The following is a 17,549-nucleotide window of genomic DNA, read 5'->3' as shown; positions in this document are numbered from 1 at the left end:
GTTCCGTCGACGAGTCCGATCCTAGGAGCACGTTACTGAGCGGTTCAATGCGTGAATGGCTCGATCGGATACGAGATCGGCTCACCGTTGTGCCGCTGCGGCTATTCTGCGGTCATGGACGTGGTGAGCGACGCGATCGCGGCGGTACGGATCGGACGGCCCTCCTCCAACCGGCTGCGGGTCGGCGGAGCCTGGTCGGCCCGCATCCCCGCCTACGAGGGCGCCGGCTTCCATGTGGTGCTGGAGGGCGGCTGCTGGCTGCTTCCGGACGGTGGTGGGCCCGTCCGGCTCGGGGCGGGGGACGCCGTGCTGCTGCCGCACGGGACGGGCCATGTGCTCGCCTCCGCGCCGCTGGACCGGGACGCCGCGGCCCTGGCGGTGCCGATCGAGCGGCTGCTCGCGGCGGCCCGGCCGACACCGCCGCCCGCCCCGGCGGGGCCGTTCGACGGCGGCCCTGCCCCGGCGGGCCCGTTCGACGGCGGCCCGGGACGGGAGGGCCCGTTCGACGGTGCCCCCTGGCCGGAGGGTCCGCTCGACGGCGCCCCCGGACCGCTGCCGGTGCTCGGCGCCGCGAGCGGGCCGATCGCCGAACTGCTCTGCGGGAAGTACCGCCTGGAGCACAGCAGGTCCCACCCGCTGATGCTGGAGCTGCCGGACGTGGTGCATCTGCCGAACCGGGTCGGAGCCCACCCCCAACTCCGGGCAGCGGTCGATCTGTTGGGCGGTGAACTGGCCGCCGACGGGGCGGGCGGGGCGCTCGCCGTCCCGAGCCTGATCGATCTGCTGCTGGTGTACATGCTGCGGGCCTGGCTGGCCTCGCCCCGGCCCTCGGCCGGGACCGCGGACGCGGAGGCGCCGCCGGCCTCAGGGGCGGCGCTCGGTGCCGGCGGCCGCTGGCCCGCCGCGCTCGGGGACCCGGTGGTGGCGGGCGCGCTGCGCGCCCTGCACGAGGATCCGGCGCGGGGGTGGAGCGTCGAGGAGCTGGCCGCGAGCGCGGGCGTCTCCCGGGCGACGCTGACCCGCCGGTTCACCGCCCTGGTCGGCCGGGCGCCGATGGCCTACCTGGCCTGGTGGCGGATGACCCGGGCGGCCGCGCTGCTCCAGCAGAGCGCCGATCCGCTGGACGTCATCGCCCGGCGGGTCGGTTATGCGACGCCGTACGCGCTCTCGCACGCCTTCAGTCGGCAGTTCGGGACGACGCCGGGCCGCTACCGGGACCGGATGGCGGCCCATTTCGCTGACGGATGATCAAACTCTTGAACGTTTGAGTTTGACCGCCCTGTCCCTGTCAAGAGTGCCTCGCCGTGGCCTCCGGGTGGCGGTATGTGCAGCGAACGATCGTTTGCCTACCAGGTACGTACCAGGTCACAGCTATTGGTCGTGGGCGATTCGTCCTTTTCTGTCATGTCCTGTCAGGTCTTGACTCGGAGGATCCTCCAAGTTTCAAGCCCTGGTTGGCGTTCATGAAGATAACGAAAGAGCAGGGATTCGCCGGAGCTTGAATTTACTTATTGACGGCACGGGACGGCGCCGGGTTAACTCCTGCCACCTCGCCGCAGAGTTGCGGCCCCTGTCACGGAGGCATCCCCCCATGAACGCAACGATGCGTCGCGTCCTCGTCGGCACCGCCGCGGTCTCGATGGCCCTCTCGCTGGCCGCCTGCGGCAAGGCCGGTGCGGACAAGAAGGACAGCGCGAGCTCCGGGGACTCCAAGTCCATCGGCCTGCTGCTGCCGGAGAACGCATCCTCCACCCGCTACGAGTCCTTCGACCGCCCGTTCATCGAGGCCAAGGTCACCGCCCTCTGCCCGGACTGCAAGGTCCGCTACAGCAACGCCGAGGGCAGCGCGGCCAAGCAGAAGCAGCAGTTCGACACCCTGATCGCCGAGGGCGTGAAGGTGATCGTGCTCGACGCCTTCGACGCCAAGTCCACCCAGGCCTGGGTCAAGGAGGCGGCCGGGAAGGGCGTCAAGGTCGTCGCCTACGACCGCCTCGCCACCGGCCCGGTCTCCGCCTACGTCTCCTTCGACAACGAGAAGGTCGGCGAACTCCAGGGCCAGGGCCTGCTGGACGCCCTCGGCGCCAAGGCCGCCGACGCCAACATCGTGATGATCAACGGCGACGAGGCCGACCCGAACGCCGCGCTCTTCAAGTCCGGTGCCCACAAGGTGCTGGACGGCAAGATCAAGAAGGTGGTGTACGAGCAGTCCGGCGAGTGGAAGCCCACCGTCGCGGGCCAGAAGACCGGCGCCGCCATCACCCAGCTGGGCAAGGACGGCTTCCAGGCCGTCTACTCCGCCAACGACGGCATGGCCGGTGCGATCATCACCCAGCTCAAGGCGGCCGGCGTCAACGTCCCGGTCGGCGGCCAGGACGCCGGACTCGACGCGATCCAGCGGATCGTCGCCGGGGACCAGGCCTACACCATCTACAAGGCGTACAAGCCGCTCGCCGACAGCGCCGCCGAACTCGCCGTCAGCCTGCTCCAGGGCAAGGACGTCAAGGCCGTCGCCCCCACCACCGTGGACAGCGACACCGACAAGGGCATTCCGGCCAAGCTGCTGGACCCCAAGATCGTCACCAAGGCCAACATCACCGCCACCGTCGTCGCCGACGGGCTCTACAAGGCCGCCGACATCTGCACCGCCGACTACGCGGCCGCCTGCGCCGCCGCCGGCCTGAAGTGACCCCCGGTCACTGACCCCAGGGTCACCGACGGCCGGTGGCCGACGCCCGTCCGGCGCCCTCGCGCGGCGCCGGACGGCGGCCCGCCCCGCCGTCGCCCCCGTTCGCTCCCTCCCCTCCCCGCCACGCACACCCCCGCAGGAGATGGTTCACGTGACAGGCGCACCCGTACTGGCGCTGCGCGCGGTCTCCAAGCGCTTCGGCGCTGTCCAGGCCCTCACCGACGTCGACCTCGACGTCCACGCCGGTGAGGTCGTCGCCCTGGTCGGCGACAACGGTGCCGGAAAGTCCACGCTGGTCAAGACGATCGCCGGGGTCCACCCCATCGACGAGGGCACCATCACCTGGGAGGGCCGCCCGGTGCGGATCGGCCGCCCCCAGGACGCCCAGGCCCTCGGCATCGCGACCGTCTACCAGGACCTCGCGCTCTGCGACAACCTCGATGTCGTCGCCAACCTCTTCCTCGGCCGCGAACTGCGCCGCCGCGGCACCCTGGACGAGGTCGCCATGGAGCGGCGCGCCAAGGAACTCCTGGACACTCTGTCGATCCGCATCCCGAGCGTGCGGATCCCGATCGCCGCGCTCTCCGGCGGCCAGCGCCAGGTGGTCGCCATCGCCCGCGCCCTGGTCGGCGACCCCCGGATCGTCATCCTCGACGAACCGACCGCCGCCCTCGGCGTCGAGCAGACCGCGCAGGTCCTGGACCTCGTCGAGCGGCTGCGCCAGCGCGGCCTCGGCGTCATCCTGATCAGCCACAACATGGCGGACGTCCGCGCGGTCGCCGACACCGTCGCCGTGCTGCGGCTCGGCCGCAACAACGGCGCCTTCCCGGTCGCCGGCACCACGCCCGAGGAGATCATCTCCGCCATCACCGGCGCCACCGACAACGCCGTCACCCGGCGCCAGGCACGCATCGCGGAGGAAGCGAAGTGAGCACCAGCCAGACCACCCCCGCCGCCGACACCCCGGCCCCGGCCGCCGACCCCCGGCTGCTGGTCCGCCAGGGCGGCGTCGCCGGCTACGCGGACGAGTTCCGCCGCAAGATCCGCAGCGGCGAACTCGGGGCGCTGCCCGTCGTCCTGGGCCTGATCCTGATCGCGATCATCTTCCAGAGCGTCACCGGCCACTTCCTGCAGGCCGACAACCTGACCAACATCACCAAGTGGATCGCCGGCTACGGCCTGATCTCGGTCGGTGTCGTCTTCGTCCTGCTGCTCGGCGAGATCGACCTCTCGCTCGGCTCGGTGGCCGGCGCCTGCGCCGCCGTCACCTCCGTGCTCGCGGTGCGCCAGGGCCTGAACGAGTGGCTGGCGATTCTCCTCGCCCTGCTCACCGCCGGTGCGATGGGCGCCCTGCACGGCTTCTTCTTCGCCCGGATCGGCGTCCCCGCGTTCGTCGTCACCCTGGCCGGCATGCTCGCCTGGAGCGGCCTCCAGGACTACGTGCTCGGCAAGCTCGGCACCGTCAACAACATCAACGACGGCGTCGTCGCCCACCTGGACAACTACTTCCTCGGTGACGGCGACATCCTCTTCGCCTGGCTGCTCGCCGTCCTCTCCGTCGCCGGGTACGGCGCCGCCCAGGTGCTCACCGCCCGCCGCCGCACCGCCGCCGGGCTGCCCGCCAGGCCGGTCGGCGAGATCGCGCTGCGCACCGGCGCCCTGGCCGTGGTCGCCCTGGTCTCCGCCTGGACGCTCAACCAGGACAGCGGACTGCCGCTGCCGCTGGTGGTGCTGGTCGGCGTGGTCGCGCTCACCGACTTCGTGCTCCGCCGCACCTCCTACGGCCGGCAGATCTTCGCGGTCGGCGGGGGCATCGAGGCGGCCCGCCGGGCCGGCATCAACGTCGCCCGGGTGCGGATCTCGGTCTTCATGATCTCCGCCATGCTGGCCGGGCTCGGCGGCCTGTTCATCGCCTCCCAGCAGGGTTCGGCGGACAAGCTGCTCGGCAGCGGCAATGTGCTGATGAGCGCGATCGCCGCCGCCGTCATCGGCGGGACCAGCCTCTTCGGCGGCCGGGGCAGCACCTGGTCGGCGCTGCTCGGCATGCTGGTGATCCAGTCGATCACCACCGGACTGGACATGGTGCACGCGGCCCAGGCCATCCAGTACATGATCACCGGCGCGGTGCTGCTGGCCGCGGTGGTGCTCGACTCGGTCTCCCGGCGCACCCAGAAGTCCGCCGGCCGGGGCTGAGCCCGGCCGCGCGCCCCGTACGGCCCGGTCCCCACCCCCACGGGGACCGGGCCTCCGGCGTGCCCGGACCCGTCCGCCGATCTGCCCGGGCGCGCCCGGCCGTGCCCCGGTCGTGCCCCGGTCGGGACGTTGGTCCCTGCCGCCCGGCCCGTCCGGCCCCGCACCCTGGACTGCGGGCCCGCCGACCCACGAAGTCCGGCGGCCCCGACGAGCCAGGGATCCCCGTGAGTGAGGACGTACCGCCGCCCATGCCCGCCGAGACGATCGTGCACCGTCTGGTCGACGCCTTCTTCACCCACTGCCAGGAGTGCGGCGAACCGCGTGACAGCAACTGCCACCCCCGCGCCCACTGGCGCCTCTACCTCGACCTCGACGCGGAGACCCTGACCCGGCTCCGCCACTGGGCGCTCGACCCGGACAGCCCCGTCGGCACCGAGACCGAGCGCACCGTGCTGCTGCACTGGCTGGACGCCCAGGACGCCTGAACCGGTCGGCCGTAGACGGTCGACCGCGCCAGGACCGGGTCATCGGCACCTCGACCACCGGTCGAGGTGCCGATCGCCGTTCCCGGGCCAGGCCCTGCGCGGCTTCAGCCGGTGGCTTCGCGGGCGAGGTCCAGGGCCGCGCGCAGGTGGCCGTCCGTCGCGGTGAGCAGGCGGGTGGCGGCCTGGGCGTCCACCCCGGCGAGGACGACCAGGACGGCGGCCTTCGCCTCGCCGCCGGTGGCCGCCAGCGCGCGCCGTGCCGTCTCCTCGTCCGCGCCGGTGATGTCGACCACGATCCGCCGCGCCCGCTCGCGGAGCTTGGCGTTGCCGGCCCGGACGTCGACCATCAGGTTCCCGTACGTCCGGCCGAGCCGGACCATCACCGCCGTCGAGATCAGGTTCAGCACCAGCTTCTGCGCCGTGCCAGCCTTGAGGCGGGTGGACCCGGCCAGGACCTCGGGACCGGTCTCCACCTCGATCCCCAGCTCGGCGGCCGCGACCAGCGGCGACCCGGCCGCCCCCGCCAGCCCCACACCCAGTGCCCCGGCCCGCCGGGCTTCGCGGACCGCCGCCACCGTGTACGGGGTGCGCCCGGAGGCGGAGACGCCGACCACGGTGTCCTCGGCTGTCAGCGCGAGCGCGGTCAGGTCGGCCACCGCCAGCTCCGGGCGGTCCTCCGCCCCCTCGACCGCGCGCACCAGCGCCGCCGGGCCGCCCGCGATCAGCCCGACCACCCGGCCGGGGTCGGTGCCGAAGGTCGGCGGGCACTCGCTCGCGTCCAGCACCCCCAGCCGCCCGGCCGTCCCGGCGCCCACGTAGACCAGCCGCCCGCCCCGTGCCATCCGCGCGGCGACGGCGTCCACCACGACGGCGATCCTCGGCAGCTCCCGGGCCACCGCGTCGGCCACCGTGCGGTCCTCGGCGTTGAGCAGCCGCAACAGCTCGGGTGTGTCCAGCCGGTCGATCCCGGCCCACTCCGGTCGGGCCGTCTCGGTGACCGGCCGGTCGGTGTTGTCCATGTGCTGCGTTTCCCCGCCCGGGCCCGCCGTCAACCGGAGGCGGCGCTGCCGACCGGGCGCGGCAGGCCGGGGGAGTGTCGGGCCCCGGCGTGACGGGCAGGGTGTCACGGGTGGGGCGGCACGGTGTACGACCGCGTGCCCGAGCACGTCCTCGATGCCGCGAGGTCGAAGCCGGGGGCGAGTGGTCGGCGTGTCGGTGACGTCCTCGGCAGGTGCCCTCCTCGGCGCCTGTCCTCGCTCGACAAGGAGAGATCCCGGATGAACCTCGGTGCGGCCACCAGGGTGACGGCGTTCCTCGCCGCTCTGCTGGCGGGGGCGGCCGCCTGCGGGCCGGCCGACAGCGGGAGCGGGGCGGCGGCGAGCCGCTCCGGAACGGCGGCTGCCCCGGTGTCCCCGTCCGGGGCCGGCTCGGCGGCCGGCGCCGGGGACTCGGCGGCCGGGTTCCCGGAGACGCTGAAGCGCAGCGTGCTGGAGCAGGCGGCGCGGGACGGGCGGTCGCCCGCGGGCGGCCGGACCGTCCTGGCCGTGTTCGACTCGGGTGCCCGGCCGTACCTCGTCTGGCAGAGCGAGAACACCGGTGACATCTGCGTCGCCCTGAACGGCGACGGGGGATCCGCCGTGACCCAGTGCTCCAACGCCACGGAACTCGCGACCAGGGCCGTGCCCGGGGTCGGACTGTTCCTGAGCGCCCGTCGGGCCGAGCTCCAGGGGCGGCCGGTGTGGAACGTGCTGCTGCTGTCCGGCGGCGAGGCGGTGGACCGGATCTCCTGCCGGCAGCAGGACGTCGCGGTCCGCAAGGCCTTCACGGCCGAGGTCGGCGGGGTGGAGCGGACCGTCTGGACGGCGACGGTGCCGGACGAGCTCGGGGGCGACTTCCGGGCCTCCGTGCGGCGCGGTGACGGGCCGGCGGTCGAGACGGTGAGGATCGACCCGGGGGACCACGGCGGCCAGTGCTGAGCGGTCCCTCGCGGATTCCCACGGCAGTACGGACGCCGCCCCTCGCTCTCCTCGGGGAGGTCCCGTCGGGGAGGGAGGGGCGGCGTTCCGCTGCCGGGGCACGGGTGGGGCCGTTCTCCGGCCGGGGGGTCAGGCCATCCAGAAGAAGACGGCGGTCATCCGCCGTTCCTCCAGGGTCAGGCCGTGGTAGGAGGTCGCGCTGTGGATCAGGTTGGCGTGGTAGACGAGCAGGCGGTTGTAGCGGTTGGGGACGCGGACGTCCTCGGTGAAGGCGTCGGCCGGGACGCGGCGGGTGCCGAGCGCCTCGACCAGGTTGTTGTGGGGGGCGGTGACCAGGTTGCCGCCGAGCCGGCCGCCGGGGAACTGCTGGCGGTAGAAGCTGGTGCCGGCGTCCTTCGGTGCGCCGGGGCTCAGGTAGAGGACGGCCGCGAAGCGGCACAGTGCCCGGGAGTCGGTGTGCGGACGCGACTCCGACTCGGCGGTGCCCACCACCTGGATGCAGTTGTGGTTCAGGGTGCCGCCGCCCGGGGTGCTGTGCACCCAGAGCCGTGACGCCCCGGTGGCCTTGCGGACGAGCGCCTCCACCCGGGCCAGTTCCTCGGGTTCGAGGCCGGGCATGGTGCGCAGTCCGGGCCAGGCTTCCGGCCGGTAGGGGTAGCCCTCGGTCCAGTCGTTGCGGTCGAGGCAGCGGCGGCGGACGGCGTCCGGGTCCGGCAGGACGTCGTCGAACACCCAGTAGTCGCGGCCGGGTGTCGGCTTGCGGTACGGCAGCACCGGCAGGGTGGTGGTCCGTCCGGGGCCGGGGGGCAGTGGAGGCATGGGCCGACCATAGGAGCGAGGTCCCCCACATTTCTGCCGTGAGCAGGTCAACCTTTCGTCAAGGCAGCCGGAGGTGCTCCCGGCGGGGCCGGTCAGCAGGAGCCGTCGGCGAGTACGTAGTAGTCGGGGCCGGTCCGGCGCAGGGTGTGGACGGTGAAGGTGTTCCACAGCCCCATCGCCTGTCCGGAACCGAGCGCGTACACCAGTCCGCCGGTCAGTGTCGCGCGCCCGGCCGCCACCTGGTGGTAGTTGTCGGTGGTCCAGCACGCCGCCGGTCCGCCCGGTGCGGTGACGGTGACGGTGGTGGAGCGGGCGCCCGCGGTGCCGTCGGCGGCGACCGCGGCCACCGCGTAGCCGTAGGCGGTACCGGCGCTCAGACCGCCGTCGGTCCACGCGGTGCCGGTGGGGTCCGCGACCGGGGTGCCGTCCCGGAAGACCCGGTAGGAGGCGGCCCCGGTGACGGGCTGCCAGCCGAGCGCGACGGTGTCGGCCCCGGTCGCGGTGGCGGTCAGACCGCTCGGCGCGGGCAGCCCGGGGACCGTCGGCCCGCCGCTGTCCAGGCCCCAGAAGAGCGCGGTGTGGTAGCCGGAGCAGATCGCGTCCAGGAAGTAGGCGCCGGTGGCCCCGCAGTTGTCGGCTCCGGGGCCCGGGGCGACGGCCAGCCCGTGCCCCATGCCCGCGATCGAGTACAGCGCGACGGCGGGACGCCCCCCGGCGTCGTCGTAGCGGGTCTCGGTGGTGCCGCCGGGCAGGCTCCGGGTGCCGGAGGGGTTCTGGCCGATGCCCCACACCGCCGTCCACTGGTCGCGCAGTTCGGTGGCGTTCACCGGTCGGACGGTGGTGTCCGCCGTGCCCTGCCAGATCGCCACCCGGGGCCACGGCCCGGGGTGGCCCGGGTCGGCGCGGCGGACCTTCTCCGCCCACTGGGCGGGGGTGAGCCGCTGGTCGTCGTTCTGGCAGGACGAGGCCGCGGACAGGGTGGCGGCGCAGTGCGCGGGCGGACCGGCGTCGACGGCCCCGCCGGCGAACACGTCCGGATAGTCGGCCAGCAGGTCGGCGGCCATCCCGCCCCCGGCGGACAGGCCGGTGACGAACACCCGGCTCCGGTCCGTGCCGAACAGGCCCCCGGCCCTGGTGACCATCTGCAGCACGGAGGCCGCCTCGCCGACGCCCCGGGCGTTCTGCGCGGCGTCGAACCAGCGGAAGCAGGAGAGCGGGTTGTTGGCGGTGCCGGTCTGCGGGAACACCACGGCGAAGCCGTAGCGGTCGGCCAGTTCGGGCCAGCCGGAGTGCCGGTAGTAGTCGTCGGCGGTCTGGGTGCAGCCGTGCAGGGCGACCACCAGGGGCGCGCCGCCGGGCAGCCCGGCCGGGGCGTAGGTGTACATCGCGAGCTTGCCGGGGTTGCTGCCGAACCCGGTGACCTGCTGGAAGGTACCGCTCGCGGCAGCGGGGAAGGGCAAGGTCAAGGGCAAGGGCAAGGGCAAGGGCAAGGGCACGGGTACGGCCGTCGAGGTGGTGGCGGGGAGCAGGAGCGCCGCCACCGTGAGCAGGGCGGCGACGGTGGCGCGGGCCGCGCGGCCCGCACGGCCTGCCGGGCCTGCCCGGTGGACGCGGTGGACGCGGCGGTCGGTCGGTGGAGCGGTCGGGGCGGGGGACACGGCCATGGGGGACTCCGGGTGGGGGAGGAGCACGGGACCTTGCCGTGCAGAGTGCCGGGCTCCCTCCCGGCTCGCCATGTGACGGGCGGCCGTCCCCCGACGCCGGGTCATGGGTGGTGCCGCCATGGCGGCACCACCGGGACCTCGGTGCGGTCAGGCGCCGGGGCTCAACGCCGCGGCGACGAGTCCGCACACGGCGACGAAGCCGCAGATCCCGAAGTTGACCAGCTTGTGGGACAGGAAGACGGCGGCGAACTCGCGGATCGTCGCGCTCGGCCAGTAGTACCGGGCGGTGGGGGAACCGCAGACCTGGCCGTTGACCCCGGTGGTGCGGGCCGTCAGGGCGGCCCGGAAGGCGTGGAAGTTGTTGGTGACGATCACACAGCGGTAGTCGGGCTTCGCCCCCTCCATGATCTCCTTGCTGAAGAGCAGGTTCTCCTCGGTGGTCCGGGAACGGTCCTCGCGCGTCAGGTGCTCGGCGGGGAAGCCGCGTTCGAGCAGGTAGTCCGCCATGGCGTGGGACTCCGGCAGCTTCTCGTCCGGTCCCTGGCCGCCCGAGGTGATCAGCACCGGCGGGTTGCCCCGCGCCGTCTGCGTCTCGTACAGCGCGCGGCCGCGGTGGAGCCGGCTGGCGAGCAGCGGCGGCACCCGGTCGCCGCCGACCAGCCCGGAGCCCAGCACCACCACGAAGTCCACGTCCCCGCGCGGCAGGTGGCGCTGGTAGAGGAAGGCGTAGCCGACGAAGCAGACGAACAGGAAGGCCACATAGCCGACCACCAGGAGCGCTGTGGCGGCGAGGACGGTGAGCCGCGGGGAGTCGGTCACGACGGCCGCCCCGAGCAGACCGATCAGCCCGAGGATGCCGAGGCCGGCGAGCAGCGACAGCAGGTTCGCCGGCCGCCGGCCCTCCTTGCGGATCATCGTCACTCCGTTGGAGAGGAGGAACCAGATCAGGGCCACCGTGCCGACTGTCGGCAGCAGGGCGATGACGGCCACCGTCAGCTCGGCCACCAGGGTCGGCGCCCGGCGCACCTCCGCGATCAGCGCCAGGGCCAGCAGCGAGACCCCGATGCCGAGCAGTACGGCGTTGCTGAACTTGCGTCGGTCGCGCAGGACTCCGATTCCGCAGAGGAGGAAGAAGAAGGCCGCTGGGGCATAGGCGATCATGTCCGTATCGTAGGGTCCCGCCGAGCCGCCCCGACCGGGGCCTCCTGGGCGGCGGAAGACACCCCGGTGACCTCGGGGGCGGCGGCCCCCGGTCCCTTCTCCAGCGAGTGTCGGCTGTCCGTCGGGTCGTCCGTCGGACTGCCCGTCAGGTCGGCCGTCGGGCTGATCGCGGCCGCGGTGCCTCCGATCCGGCGGACGCCCGGTACGAAGGCCGCCCCTCCGCAGGCCAGTGCGACCAGGGCGGCCGTGACGAGCAGCGGCCCGGTGCTCCCCCAGGCGTCGGCGGCCAGCGGCGCGAGCGTGTACCCCAGCGGGGCGGCGGCGAGGGACAGCAGCCAGTCGTAGGAGGTGACCCGGGCCAGCACCTGTGGCGGGAACTCCTGCTGCACCACCGTCTGCCACACCGGGTTGAGGAAACCCAGCCCGGTCATCGCCAGGGCGTACGAGGCGACGGTGACCGGTGCGGGCGCCGTCACCGCCAGGGCGACCAGCGGCAGGGCGTACAGGGCGAGGCCGAGGGTGGCGGCCAGCAGCGGGCGCCGGGGGTGGTACCGGCCGGCGAGCAGCGAGCCGGCCAGCACACCGAAGGCGGCGGCCTGGGTCATCGCGATCCACACGCCCTCCCCGCCCATCCGCCGGGAGGCGATCAGCGGCCCGAGGGTGAGCAGGACGGCGGCGGCGCCGTTCCACACGGCATGGCCGATCAGGCTGGTCCAGTACCAGTCGCGCGAGCGCACCTCGCTCCAGCCCCGGAGCAGGTCGGCGCGCAGCGATCGGCGCTCGGCGGGGGTGTGGCGCACCTTCAGCCGCGTCAGCAGTGCCGCGCTGACCAGGAAGGAGGCGCCGTCCAGCAGGAACGCCCAGCCCGGGCCGGCGGTCAGGACGAGGACGCCGGCCAGGGCCGGGCCGCCGAGCCGGGCGCCGTTGACGGCCGAGGCCAGCAGGGCGTTGGCGCGCATCCGCTGCGGCCCGTCCACGGCGGCGGCGACCAGCGGACTGGCGGTCGGCATGGCGAACGCCGAGGCGATGCCGCCCACCGCCTCGGCGACCGCTATGGGTGCCAGCCCGGGGTGGTCGCCGAGGAGTTCGAGGCCGACGGCGATCTGGGCGACGGCCCGGACCAGGTCGGTGACGAGCGCGACCAGCCGGGGGTCGACCCGGTCCCCGACGACGCCGCCCAGGGGGAGCAGCAGCAGGCGCGGAACCATCGCACAGCCCAGGACCAGGGCCAGCGCGGAGGAGGAGCCGGTCGCCCGGGTGATGGCGATGGCGAGGGCGGCGGGGACGACGGCGTCCCCCAGAGTGGAGATCGTCCGGCCGAGGAAGAGCAGCCGGAAGGCGGGCAGACGCAGCGGGTGCGGGTGGTGGGTCGAGGTCACGGCAGCACTGTATTTCGGTGCCGAAATTTCGTCAACGAAATATTGGCGACCGAAAAACCCCTGGTCCGGGGCCGCCTAGACTCGGGGGCATGACACCCGCGACGCACCGGACGGCGGCCGACCGGCCCCGCGACTGGACCGACGGCCACGTCGACCGCTGGCGGCCGGTGCTGCCGCACCTCGACCCGGACGTCGAGGGCGCCGTCACCCGGATGAGCAAGCTCACCCGGCACCTCGGCCGGGTCCGCGAGCAGGGCGTGGCCGACTTCGGACTGCAGAAGCACGAGTTCGACACCCTGCACGGGCTGGCCGGCCGCGGCGGCCGGGCCACCCCGTCCGAGCTGCGCGGTGACCTCGGCCTGGCGCCCGCCTCGGTGACCGGGCGTCTGGAAGCACTGGAGCGGCGCGGATTCATCGTCCGCACGCCCTCCAGCGACGACCGCCGCCGGGTGGACGTCGAACTGACCGAGGCGGGTCGGCTGGCCTGGGCGCGGGCGCTGGACGTGGTCGGCCGGGAGGAGCACCGCCTGCTCGGTGTGCTCTCCCCGGCCGAGCGGCACCAGCTCGCCGAACTGCTGCGCCGGGTGCTGCTGGTCGCCGAGGGGCCGCCGCCGGAGCCCGGATCGCTCACCGGACCGCAGCCGGGTGCCGACCCCCGTCTCGGCCCGGCGGCCGCGGCCTGGACCGACAGCGGCGCCGAACCCAGGACGGACCCCCCGGCGCCCGACTGGCACGGCTAGAGCCAGAGCCAGAGCCAGAGCCAGGGGCAAGGACAGGGACAGGCGCAGGGCCAAGGGTCAGAGGCAAGGCCGAGGCCCGAGGCCGGGGCCGACGGCGGGGTCAGCTCCAGGGGCCGACCGTGAGCCTGATCCGGGCGTCGGGGCCGAGGATCGGGCGGGTGGTGGCCGGCAGCGGGACGTGGGCGAGCCAGGCCTCGGCCCGCGGGTCCTCGTCCGGCAGTGGCGGGCCGGTCGGGTGGAGGTCCCGGATCGCGCCGTCCACCTCGGAGTTCCAGTGCGCCCAGGCCGCCGGACGCGGGGAGTCGGTGTCCACGTCGACGATCAGGGTGTCCGCGAAGTCGGCGGTCTGCTCCAGGTGGTCGCCGAAGCCGAAGAACCCGTTGTGCTCCTTGAGTCCGAGGATCCGCAGGTCGAGGGCGAACCGCACCGGTTCGCTCGCGCCCGGACGCGCCGGGTCCGCCGCCGCGCGCTCCGCGTCCTCGCGGGGCGGCAGCAGCTTGCTGGAGAGGAAGGTGGTCGCCAACTGGACGGCACCGTCCCTGGCGGCCCGGGCCCGACGGGTGGCCGAGGCGGGGTCGGAGAGCTGGACCGGGCACCAGTGCGGGGCGGTGCGTTCGTGCAGCAGTACCGGCAGTCCGCGGACCTGGAGCCGTACCTCGGCCTGCCAGGTGACGTCCGGGTCGCGGTCGGACAGCGTCACGTCGACCAGGTCGACCCGGGCCCTGAGGTCGCCGAACAGGAAGCGGCGCAGGTTCTGGTACCCCTCCTCGGAGTTGACCAGTCCGTACCGGCCGCTGTGGCTGCGGTGCGTGAACGCCCGGTTGGCACCGGTGACCTGGGCGTTCTCGATCTGCACCAGACCGTCGCTGCGCGGTCCGACGGCCGAGGCCGAGAGGCCGTGGGCGACGTCGTAGTCGTCGGAGTCGGTGCCGATCATGCAGAAGATCCGGTCGAGCGGGAACCCGCCCGCGGCCTCCTGCGGTGTCCCGCTGCCGTCGTCGTCCGACATGTCGACGGCCCGCCAGTCCTCCGGCGGGCCGTCCGGGTCGGGATTCGGCGTCAGGTACTGGTACATCCGGTCGGGTCCGAAGATGTCCGCGCCGTTCAGGGCGAAGGTGTCGCGCAGGGCCTCGGGAACACCGAAGCCGACGGCGAAGGTGATGCCGCCGTGTGGCGTTCCGTAGGTGAACAGTTTCGACACGTAGTCGGTGGCGCGCTTCCCCTCCCGCTGCTCGGGGATGACCTTCTGGAGCAGGCAGCGGCAGATCAGACCGCCCATCGAGTGGGCGACCAGATGGACCCGCGGCGCGCCGGTGCGCTCCTGGAGGTCCTCGATCAGTCGGAGGAGGTCCTCGGCGGCGTGCTCCAGGCTGAAGGTCTCGGGTTCGCCGCCCCAGGTGCCGGAGCAACGGTCGTAGAAGCGGTGGATCCAGATGCTGTCGGGGCGGATGTCCTTGGGATGGTTCGCCAGATAGGCCTCCTGGCCGCCCTCGACGAAGACGCGGTAGCCCTCGTCGGTGAGCAGGCGCACTAACGGGCTTTCGAACTGGTAGAAGACGGGGGAGTCCTGGCGCCCGACGCGGATGTGCGTCGAGCCTTCGTTGAATCCGTAGAACGGATCCGTCACGGCCTTCTCGATCCCGGGGGTGCCACCGGCGTATCCCCGGACATAGACGATCGGGAGTCTGGAGGACGGCGTACTCATGGCCGGCCTGCCCTCTCGGCGGCCGGTACCGGCCGGCACCGGCCGACCCATTGACGTGGGAGCTTCTTCCTCCCAGTGTCGGCCGCCGGGGCGGCCCTGTCACCCCCCGTGTGCGGAACGTTGATGGGTCGTCACTGCCCGTTCCGGCGCTCGGGGATGTCGGACCGGCCGACCGGCGCGAGCGGAAGCAGAACGGGGTGAGCGGCCGCGGGACGGGCGGCCGGTCGGGTCGGCGTCGGCGGGACGGGCGACGGCCGGGTCAGCGCCGGCCGGGTCAGCGCCGGTCGGGCGGCAGCAGCGCGGCGAGCCCGTCGAGGATGCGGTCGAGGCCGAAGTCGAACCGGGCGTCCAGGTCGGGGCCGGTGAGGTCGTCGGCCATCTCGACGAGGTTGGGGAACTCCGCGGCGGGCAGCGCGCGGAAGCGCTCGGCGGCGGCGTCGGCGACCTCGCGCCGCCCGGCGCCGGCGGTCTCGGCGGCCGCCATCGGGGACTGCTCCTGGAGGACGAAGCCCTGGACGTACGCGCCGAGCAGGTAGGAGATCATCGCGCTGTCGGCGGGGGAGAAGCCGGCCTCCCGCAGCCGGTCGAGCTGGTCCTCCATCAGCCGCAGCAGGTGCGGCCCCGGGGCGAGCCGGCCCGCCACCACCTTGGCCGCGTCCCGCCTGTCCAGCAGGTGGGCGCGGTAGCGACGGCAGTAGCCGCGCAGCTGGGTGCGCCAGTCGCCGGTGCGCGGCGGGGCCTCGGCGTCGGCCATCAGCGCGTCGTTGAGCAGGTCGAGCAGCTCCTCCTTGTTGCGGACGTGCCAGTACAGCGAGGCGGCCTTGACCCCGACCTCGGCGGCGACCTTCCGCATCGACAGCCCGGCCAGGCCCTCGCGTTCCAGTACCCGCAGGGCGGCCCGGGCGAGGGTGTCGCGGGTGAGTCCGGGGTGGCCGGGTCCGGCCTGGGCGGTGTCGTCCTCGTCGGCCGGCATGCGGTCCTCGCTGTTCGTCGATCGGGGATCGGGGTGGGCCCGGGGCCCCGGGCCCCGGAATTCCACTTGCAATCTAACACCGTTAGGTGCACGCTGTCCCCCGTCCGCAACAGTCCCTAACGCCGTTAGGGACTCTGGGAGCAATCGAGAGGAACACCCGATGGGGGAGAGCGGGGCGCCGGGCGTCCGGCGTCGCCAGCGGCTCGCACTCGCGACGCTGTGCACCACCATGTTCATGTCCATGCTGGACAACGTCATCGTCAACAACGCCCTGCCGCGCATCGGTGAGGACCTCGACGCCGGCATCACCGGCCTCCAGTGGGTCGCCGAGGGCTACAGCCTGGTCTTCGCCGCGCTGCTGCTCACCGGCGGCGCGCTCGGCGACCGCTACGGCCGCACCGCCGTCTTCCGGCTCGGACTGGCGCTGTTCACACTGGGCTCGGCCGCCGCGGCCCTGGCCGGCACGGTCGGCGCCCTGGTCGCCGCCCGGATGCTCCAGGGCGTCGGCGCGGCGCTGCTCACCCCCGGCAGCCTCGCCATCCTGCGGCACGTGTTCACCGACGAACGGGAACGCACCCGCGCCATCGGCCGGTGGTCAGGCGTCTCCGCGCTCGGCCTCTCGGTCGGCCCGGTCGTCGGCGGCCCGATGGTCGAGGCCTTCGGCTGGGCCAGCGTCTTCTGGATCAACGTCCCGATCGGCATCGCCGCCCTCGTCCTGTCGGCCCGGGTGCTCCCGGTGGTCCCCGGCCGGGCCCGGCGGATCGACCTCGGCGGCCTGGTGCTCTCGGCGCTCGGCCTCGGCGCGGCCGTCCACACCCTGGTCGAGGGTCCGGACCGGGGCTGGACCGACGGCCGGGTGCTCACCACGGCGGCGCTCGCGGTGCTGCTGCTGACCGCGTTCCTGCTACTCGAACTGCGGATCGCCGAGCCGATGCTCGACCTCCGGTTGTTCCGCGACGGAGTGCTCGGCGGCGCGCTGCTGGGCGGATTCGCGGTGAGCTTCGGAATGTTCGGCGCGCTGTTCTTCCTGCCGCTGCTGATGCAGGGCGTGCTGGACTGGTCCCCGACGGCCGCCGGCCTCGCCGGGCTGCCGATGACGGCCATGATCGTCGTCGCGGGCCCGCTCTCGGCGCGGCTGACCGGCCGGCACGGGCCCCGGCTCCCGCTGGTCCTGGGCATCGCCCTGTGCGCGCTCGGCCTCGCCGGCCTGTCCCTGTACGGCGAGAACGCCCACTACGCCGAGTACCTGTGGACGCTGTTCGTGCTCGGCCTGGGCCTGGGGATGACCTTCACCCCGGTCTCGATCGCCGTCCTGCAGCGGGTCGCCCCGGAGCGGATCGGGACCGCCTCGGCGACCGTCAACACCCTGCGCGAACTCGGAGGAGTGCTCGGCATCGCCGTCCTCGGCGCCGTCCTGACCCACCGCCTGGCCGGCTCCCTGTCCGGCCTCGGCCTCCCGCCCGACGCCCTGACCGCCGCCACCGCTCCGGGTGCGGGCACCGCCGCGCTGCCCGGACCGGTCCGGTCGGCCGTCGAGGCCGCCTTCACCGACGGCATCCAGCTCGCCCTGCGCTGCGGCTCCGCCGCCCTGGTCCTGGCCGCCGTCCTGGTCGCCCTGCTGCTGGGCCGGGCCACGCCCCGCCCGGACGGACCGCAGGGTCCGGCCGCCGCCCGGCCCCGCCCGGAGGTCCCGGCCGGCGCCCGCCCGGAATGAGCAGTGCCCGCCCGGAGTGAGCGGCGCGCTGCCCCGAGTGAGCGGCGCGCCGCC

At 73.8% G+C, this 17,549-nt stretch carries 14 protein-coding genes and 1 pseudogene; 8 read left to right on the top strand and 7 right to left on the bottom strand.

Annotated elements, in window-relative coordinates; genetic code table 11:
• Window positions 1–114 precede the first annotated feature (114 nt).
• From ACW14Y_RS05330 to ACW14Y_RS05310, 5 genes are all read left to right on the top strand, one after another.
• On the top strand, window positions 115–1,248 hold the full coding sequence (locus ACW14Y_RS05330; RefSeq protein ID WP_456986055.1) for an AraC family transcriptional regulator: 1,134 nt from the start codon (window positions 115–117) through the stop codon (window positions 1,246–1,248).
• 343 nt (window positions 1,249–1,591) lie between these two features.
• Entirely contained in the window at window positions 1,592–2,686 is a 1,095-nt protein-coding gene (locus tag ACW14Y_RS05325; protein ID WP_380312064.1) for a sugar ABC transporter substrate-binding protein, read from the top strand.
• Window positions 2,687–2,828: 142 nt separating this feature from the next.
• The gene (locus tag ACW14Y_RS05320) at window positions 2,829–3,617 is read left to right on the top strand and encodes an ATP-binding cassette domain-containing protein (protein ID WP_078896788.1); all 789 of its coding nucleotides are present in this window, start codon (window positions 2,829–2,831) and stop codon (window positions 3,615–3,617) included.
• Window positions 3,614–4,879 (top strand): sugar ABC transporter permease, encoded by a 1,266-nt coding sequence (locus tag ACW14Y_RS05315; RefSeq protein WP_380312062.1) that lies wholly within the window; start codon window positions 3,614–3,616, stop codon window positions 4,877–4,879. Before ACW14Y_RS05320 ends, ACW14Y_RS05315 begins: the two co-directional genes overlap by 4 nt.
• Before the next feature lie 224 nt (window positions 4,880–5,103).
• Window positions 5,104–5,364 carry a hypothetical protein gene (locus ACW14Y_RS05310; protein ID WP_340635833.1) on the top strand — a complete coding sequence of 87 codons (261 nt, stop codon included), beginning with the start codon at window positions 5,104–5,106 and terminating at the stop codon, window positions 5,362–5,364.
• A 104-nt stretch (window positions 5,365–5,468) separates the two neighbouring features.
• On the opposite strand, the gene murQ is transcribed toward ACW14Y_RS05310, so the two are convergent.
• A complete protein-coding gene (gene murQ, locus ACW14Y_RS05305; RefSeq protein ID WP_456986054.1) occupies window positions 5,469–6,383 on the bottom strand; it encodes an N-acetylmuramic acid 6-phosphate etherase in 915 nt (304 codons plus the stop codon).
• A 258-nt stretch (window positions 6,384–6,641) separates the two neighbouring features.
• Between murQ and ACW14Y_RS05300 the strand changes: the two genes are divergently transcribed.
• The gene (locus ACW14Y_RS05300; RefSeq protein WP_402724864.1) at window positions 6,642–7,340 is read left to right on the top strand and encodes a hypothetical protein; all 699 of its coding nucleotides are present in this window, start codon (window positions 6,642–6,644) and stop codon (window positions 7,338–7,340) included.
• Window positions 7,341–7,469: 129 nt separating this feature from the next.
• Here ACW14Y_RS05300 and ACW14Y_RS05295 read toward each other — a convergent pair whose 3' ends face one another.
• The 4 genes from ACW14Y_RS05295 to ACW14Y_RS05280 form a co-directional block, all read right to left on the bottom strand.
• Complete coding sequence (locus ACW14Y_RS05295; protein ID WP_456986053.1) at window positions 7,470–8,159, bottom strand: DUF6445 family protein; 690 nt, start codon at window positions 8,157–8,159, stop codon at window positions 7,470–7,472.
• Between the two features lie 92 nt (window positions 8,160–8,251).
• Window positions 8,252–9,625 (bottom strand): extracellular catalytic domain type 1 short-chain-length polyhydroxyalkanoate depolymerase, encoded by a 1,374-nt coding sequence (locus ACW14Y_RS05290; protein WP_456986052.1) that lies wholly within the window; start codon window positions 9,623–9,625, stop codon window positions 8,252–8,254.
• A 345-nt stretch (window positions 9,626–9,970) separates the two neighbouring features.
• The gene (locus ACW14Y_RS05285) at window positions 9,971–10,984 is read right to left on the bottom strand and encodes a YdcF family protein (RefSeq protein ID WP_380299232.1); all 1,014 of its coding nucleotides are present in this window, start codon (window positions 10,982–10,984) and stop codon (window positions 9,971–9,973) included.
• A complete protein-coding gene (locus tag ACW14Y_RS05280; protein WP_456986051.1) occupies window positions 10,981–12,363 on the bottom strand; it encodes an MFS transporter in 1,383 nt (460 codons plus the stop codon). The genes ACW14Y_RS05285 and ACW14Y_RS05280 overlap by 4 nt, the downstream gene beginning before the upstream one ends.
• 89 nt (window positions 12,364–12,452) lie before the next feature.
• Here ACW14Y_RS05280 and ACW14Y_RS05275 point away from each other — a divergent pair.
• Window positions 12,453–12,965: pseudogene (locus tag ACW14Y_RS05275) on the top strand (MarR family winged helix-turn-helix transcriptional regulator); the annotation flags it as partial.
• 238 nt (window positions 12,966–13,203) lie between these two features.
• Here ACW14Y_RS05275 and ACW14Y_RS05270 read toward each other — a convergent pair.
• Complete coding sequence (locus tag ACW14Y_RS05270; protein ID WP_456986050.1) at window positions 13,204–14,808, bottom strand: esterase/lipase family protein; 1,605 nt, start codon at window positions 14,806–14,808, stop codon at window positions 13,204–13,206.
• Window positions 14,809–15,082: 274 nt separating this feature from the next.
• Window positions 15,083–15,781 carry a TetR/AcrR family transcriptional regulator gene (locus ACW14Y_RS05265; protein WP_380299227.1) on the bottom strand — a complete coding sequence of 233 codons (699 nt, stop codon included), beginning with the start codon at window positions 15,779–15,781 and terminating at the stop codon, window positions 15,083–15,085.
• Window positions 15,782–15,941: 160 nt separating this feature from the next.
• On the opposite strand from ACW14Y_RS05265, the gene ACW14Y_RS05260 reads away from it, so the two are divergent.
• The gene (locus tag ACW14Y_RS05260) at window positions 15,942–17,495 is read left to right on the top strand and encodes an MFS transporter (RefSeq protein WP_380299225.1); all 1,554 of its coding nucleotides are present in this window, start codon (window positions 15,942–15,944) and stop codon (window positions 17,493–17,495) included.
• The last annotated feature ends 54 nt before the right edge of the window (window positions 17,496–17,549 follow it).

The sequence above is a fragment of the Kitasatospora sp. cg17-2 genome (assembly GCF_054031055.1).
The sequence above is the reverse complement of the archived record's forward strand: the minus strand, read 5'-3'. Positions and strand labels throughout refer to the sequence as shown.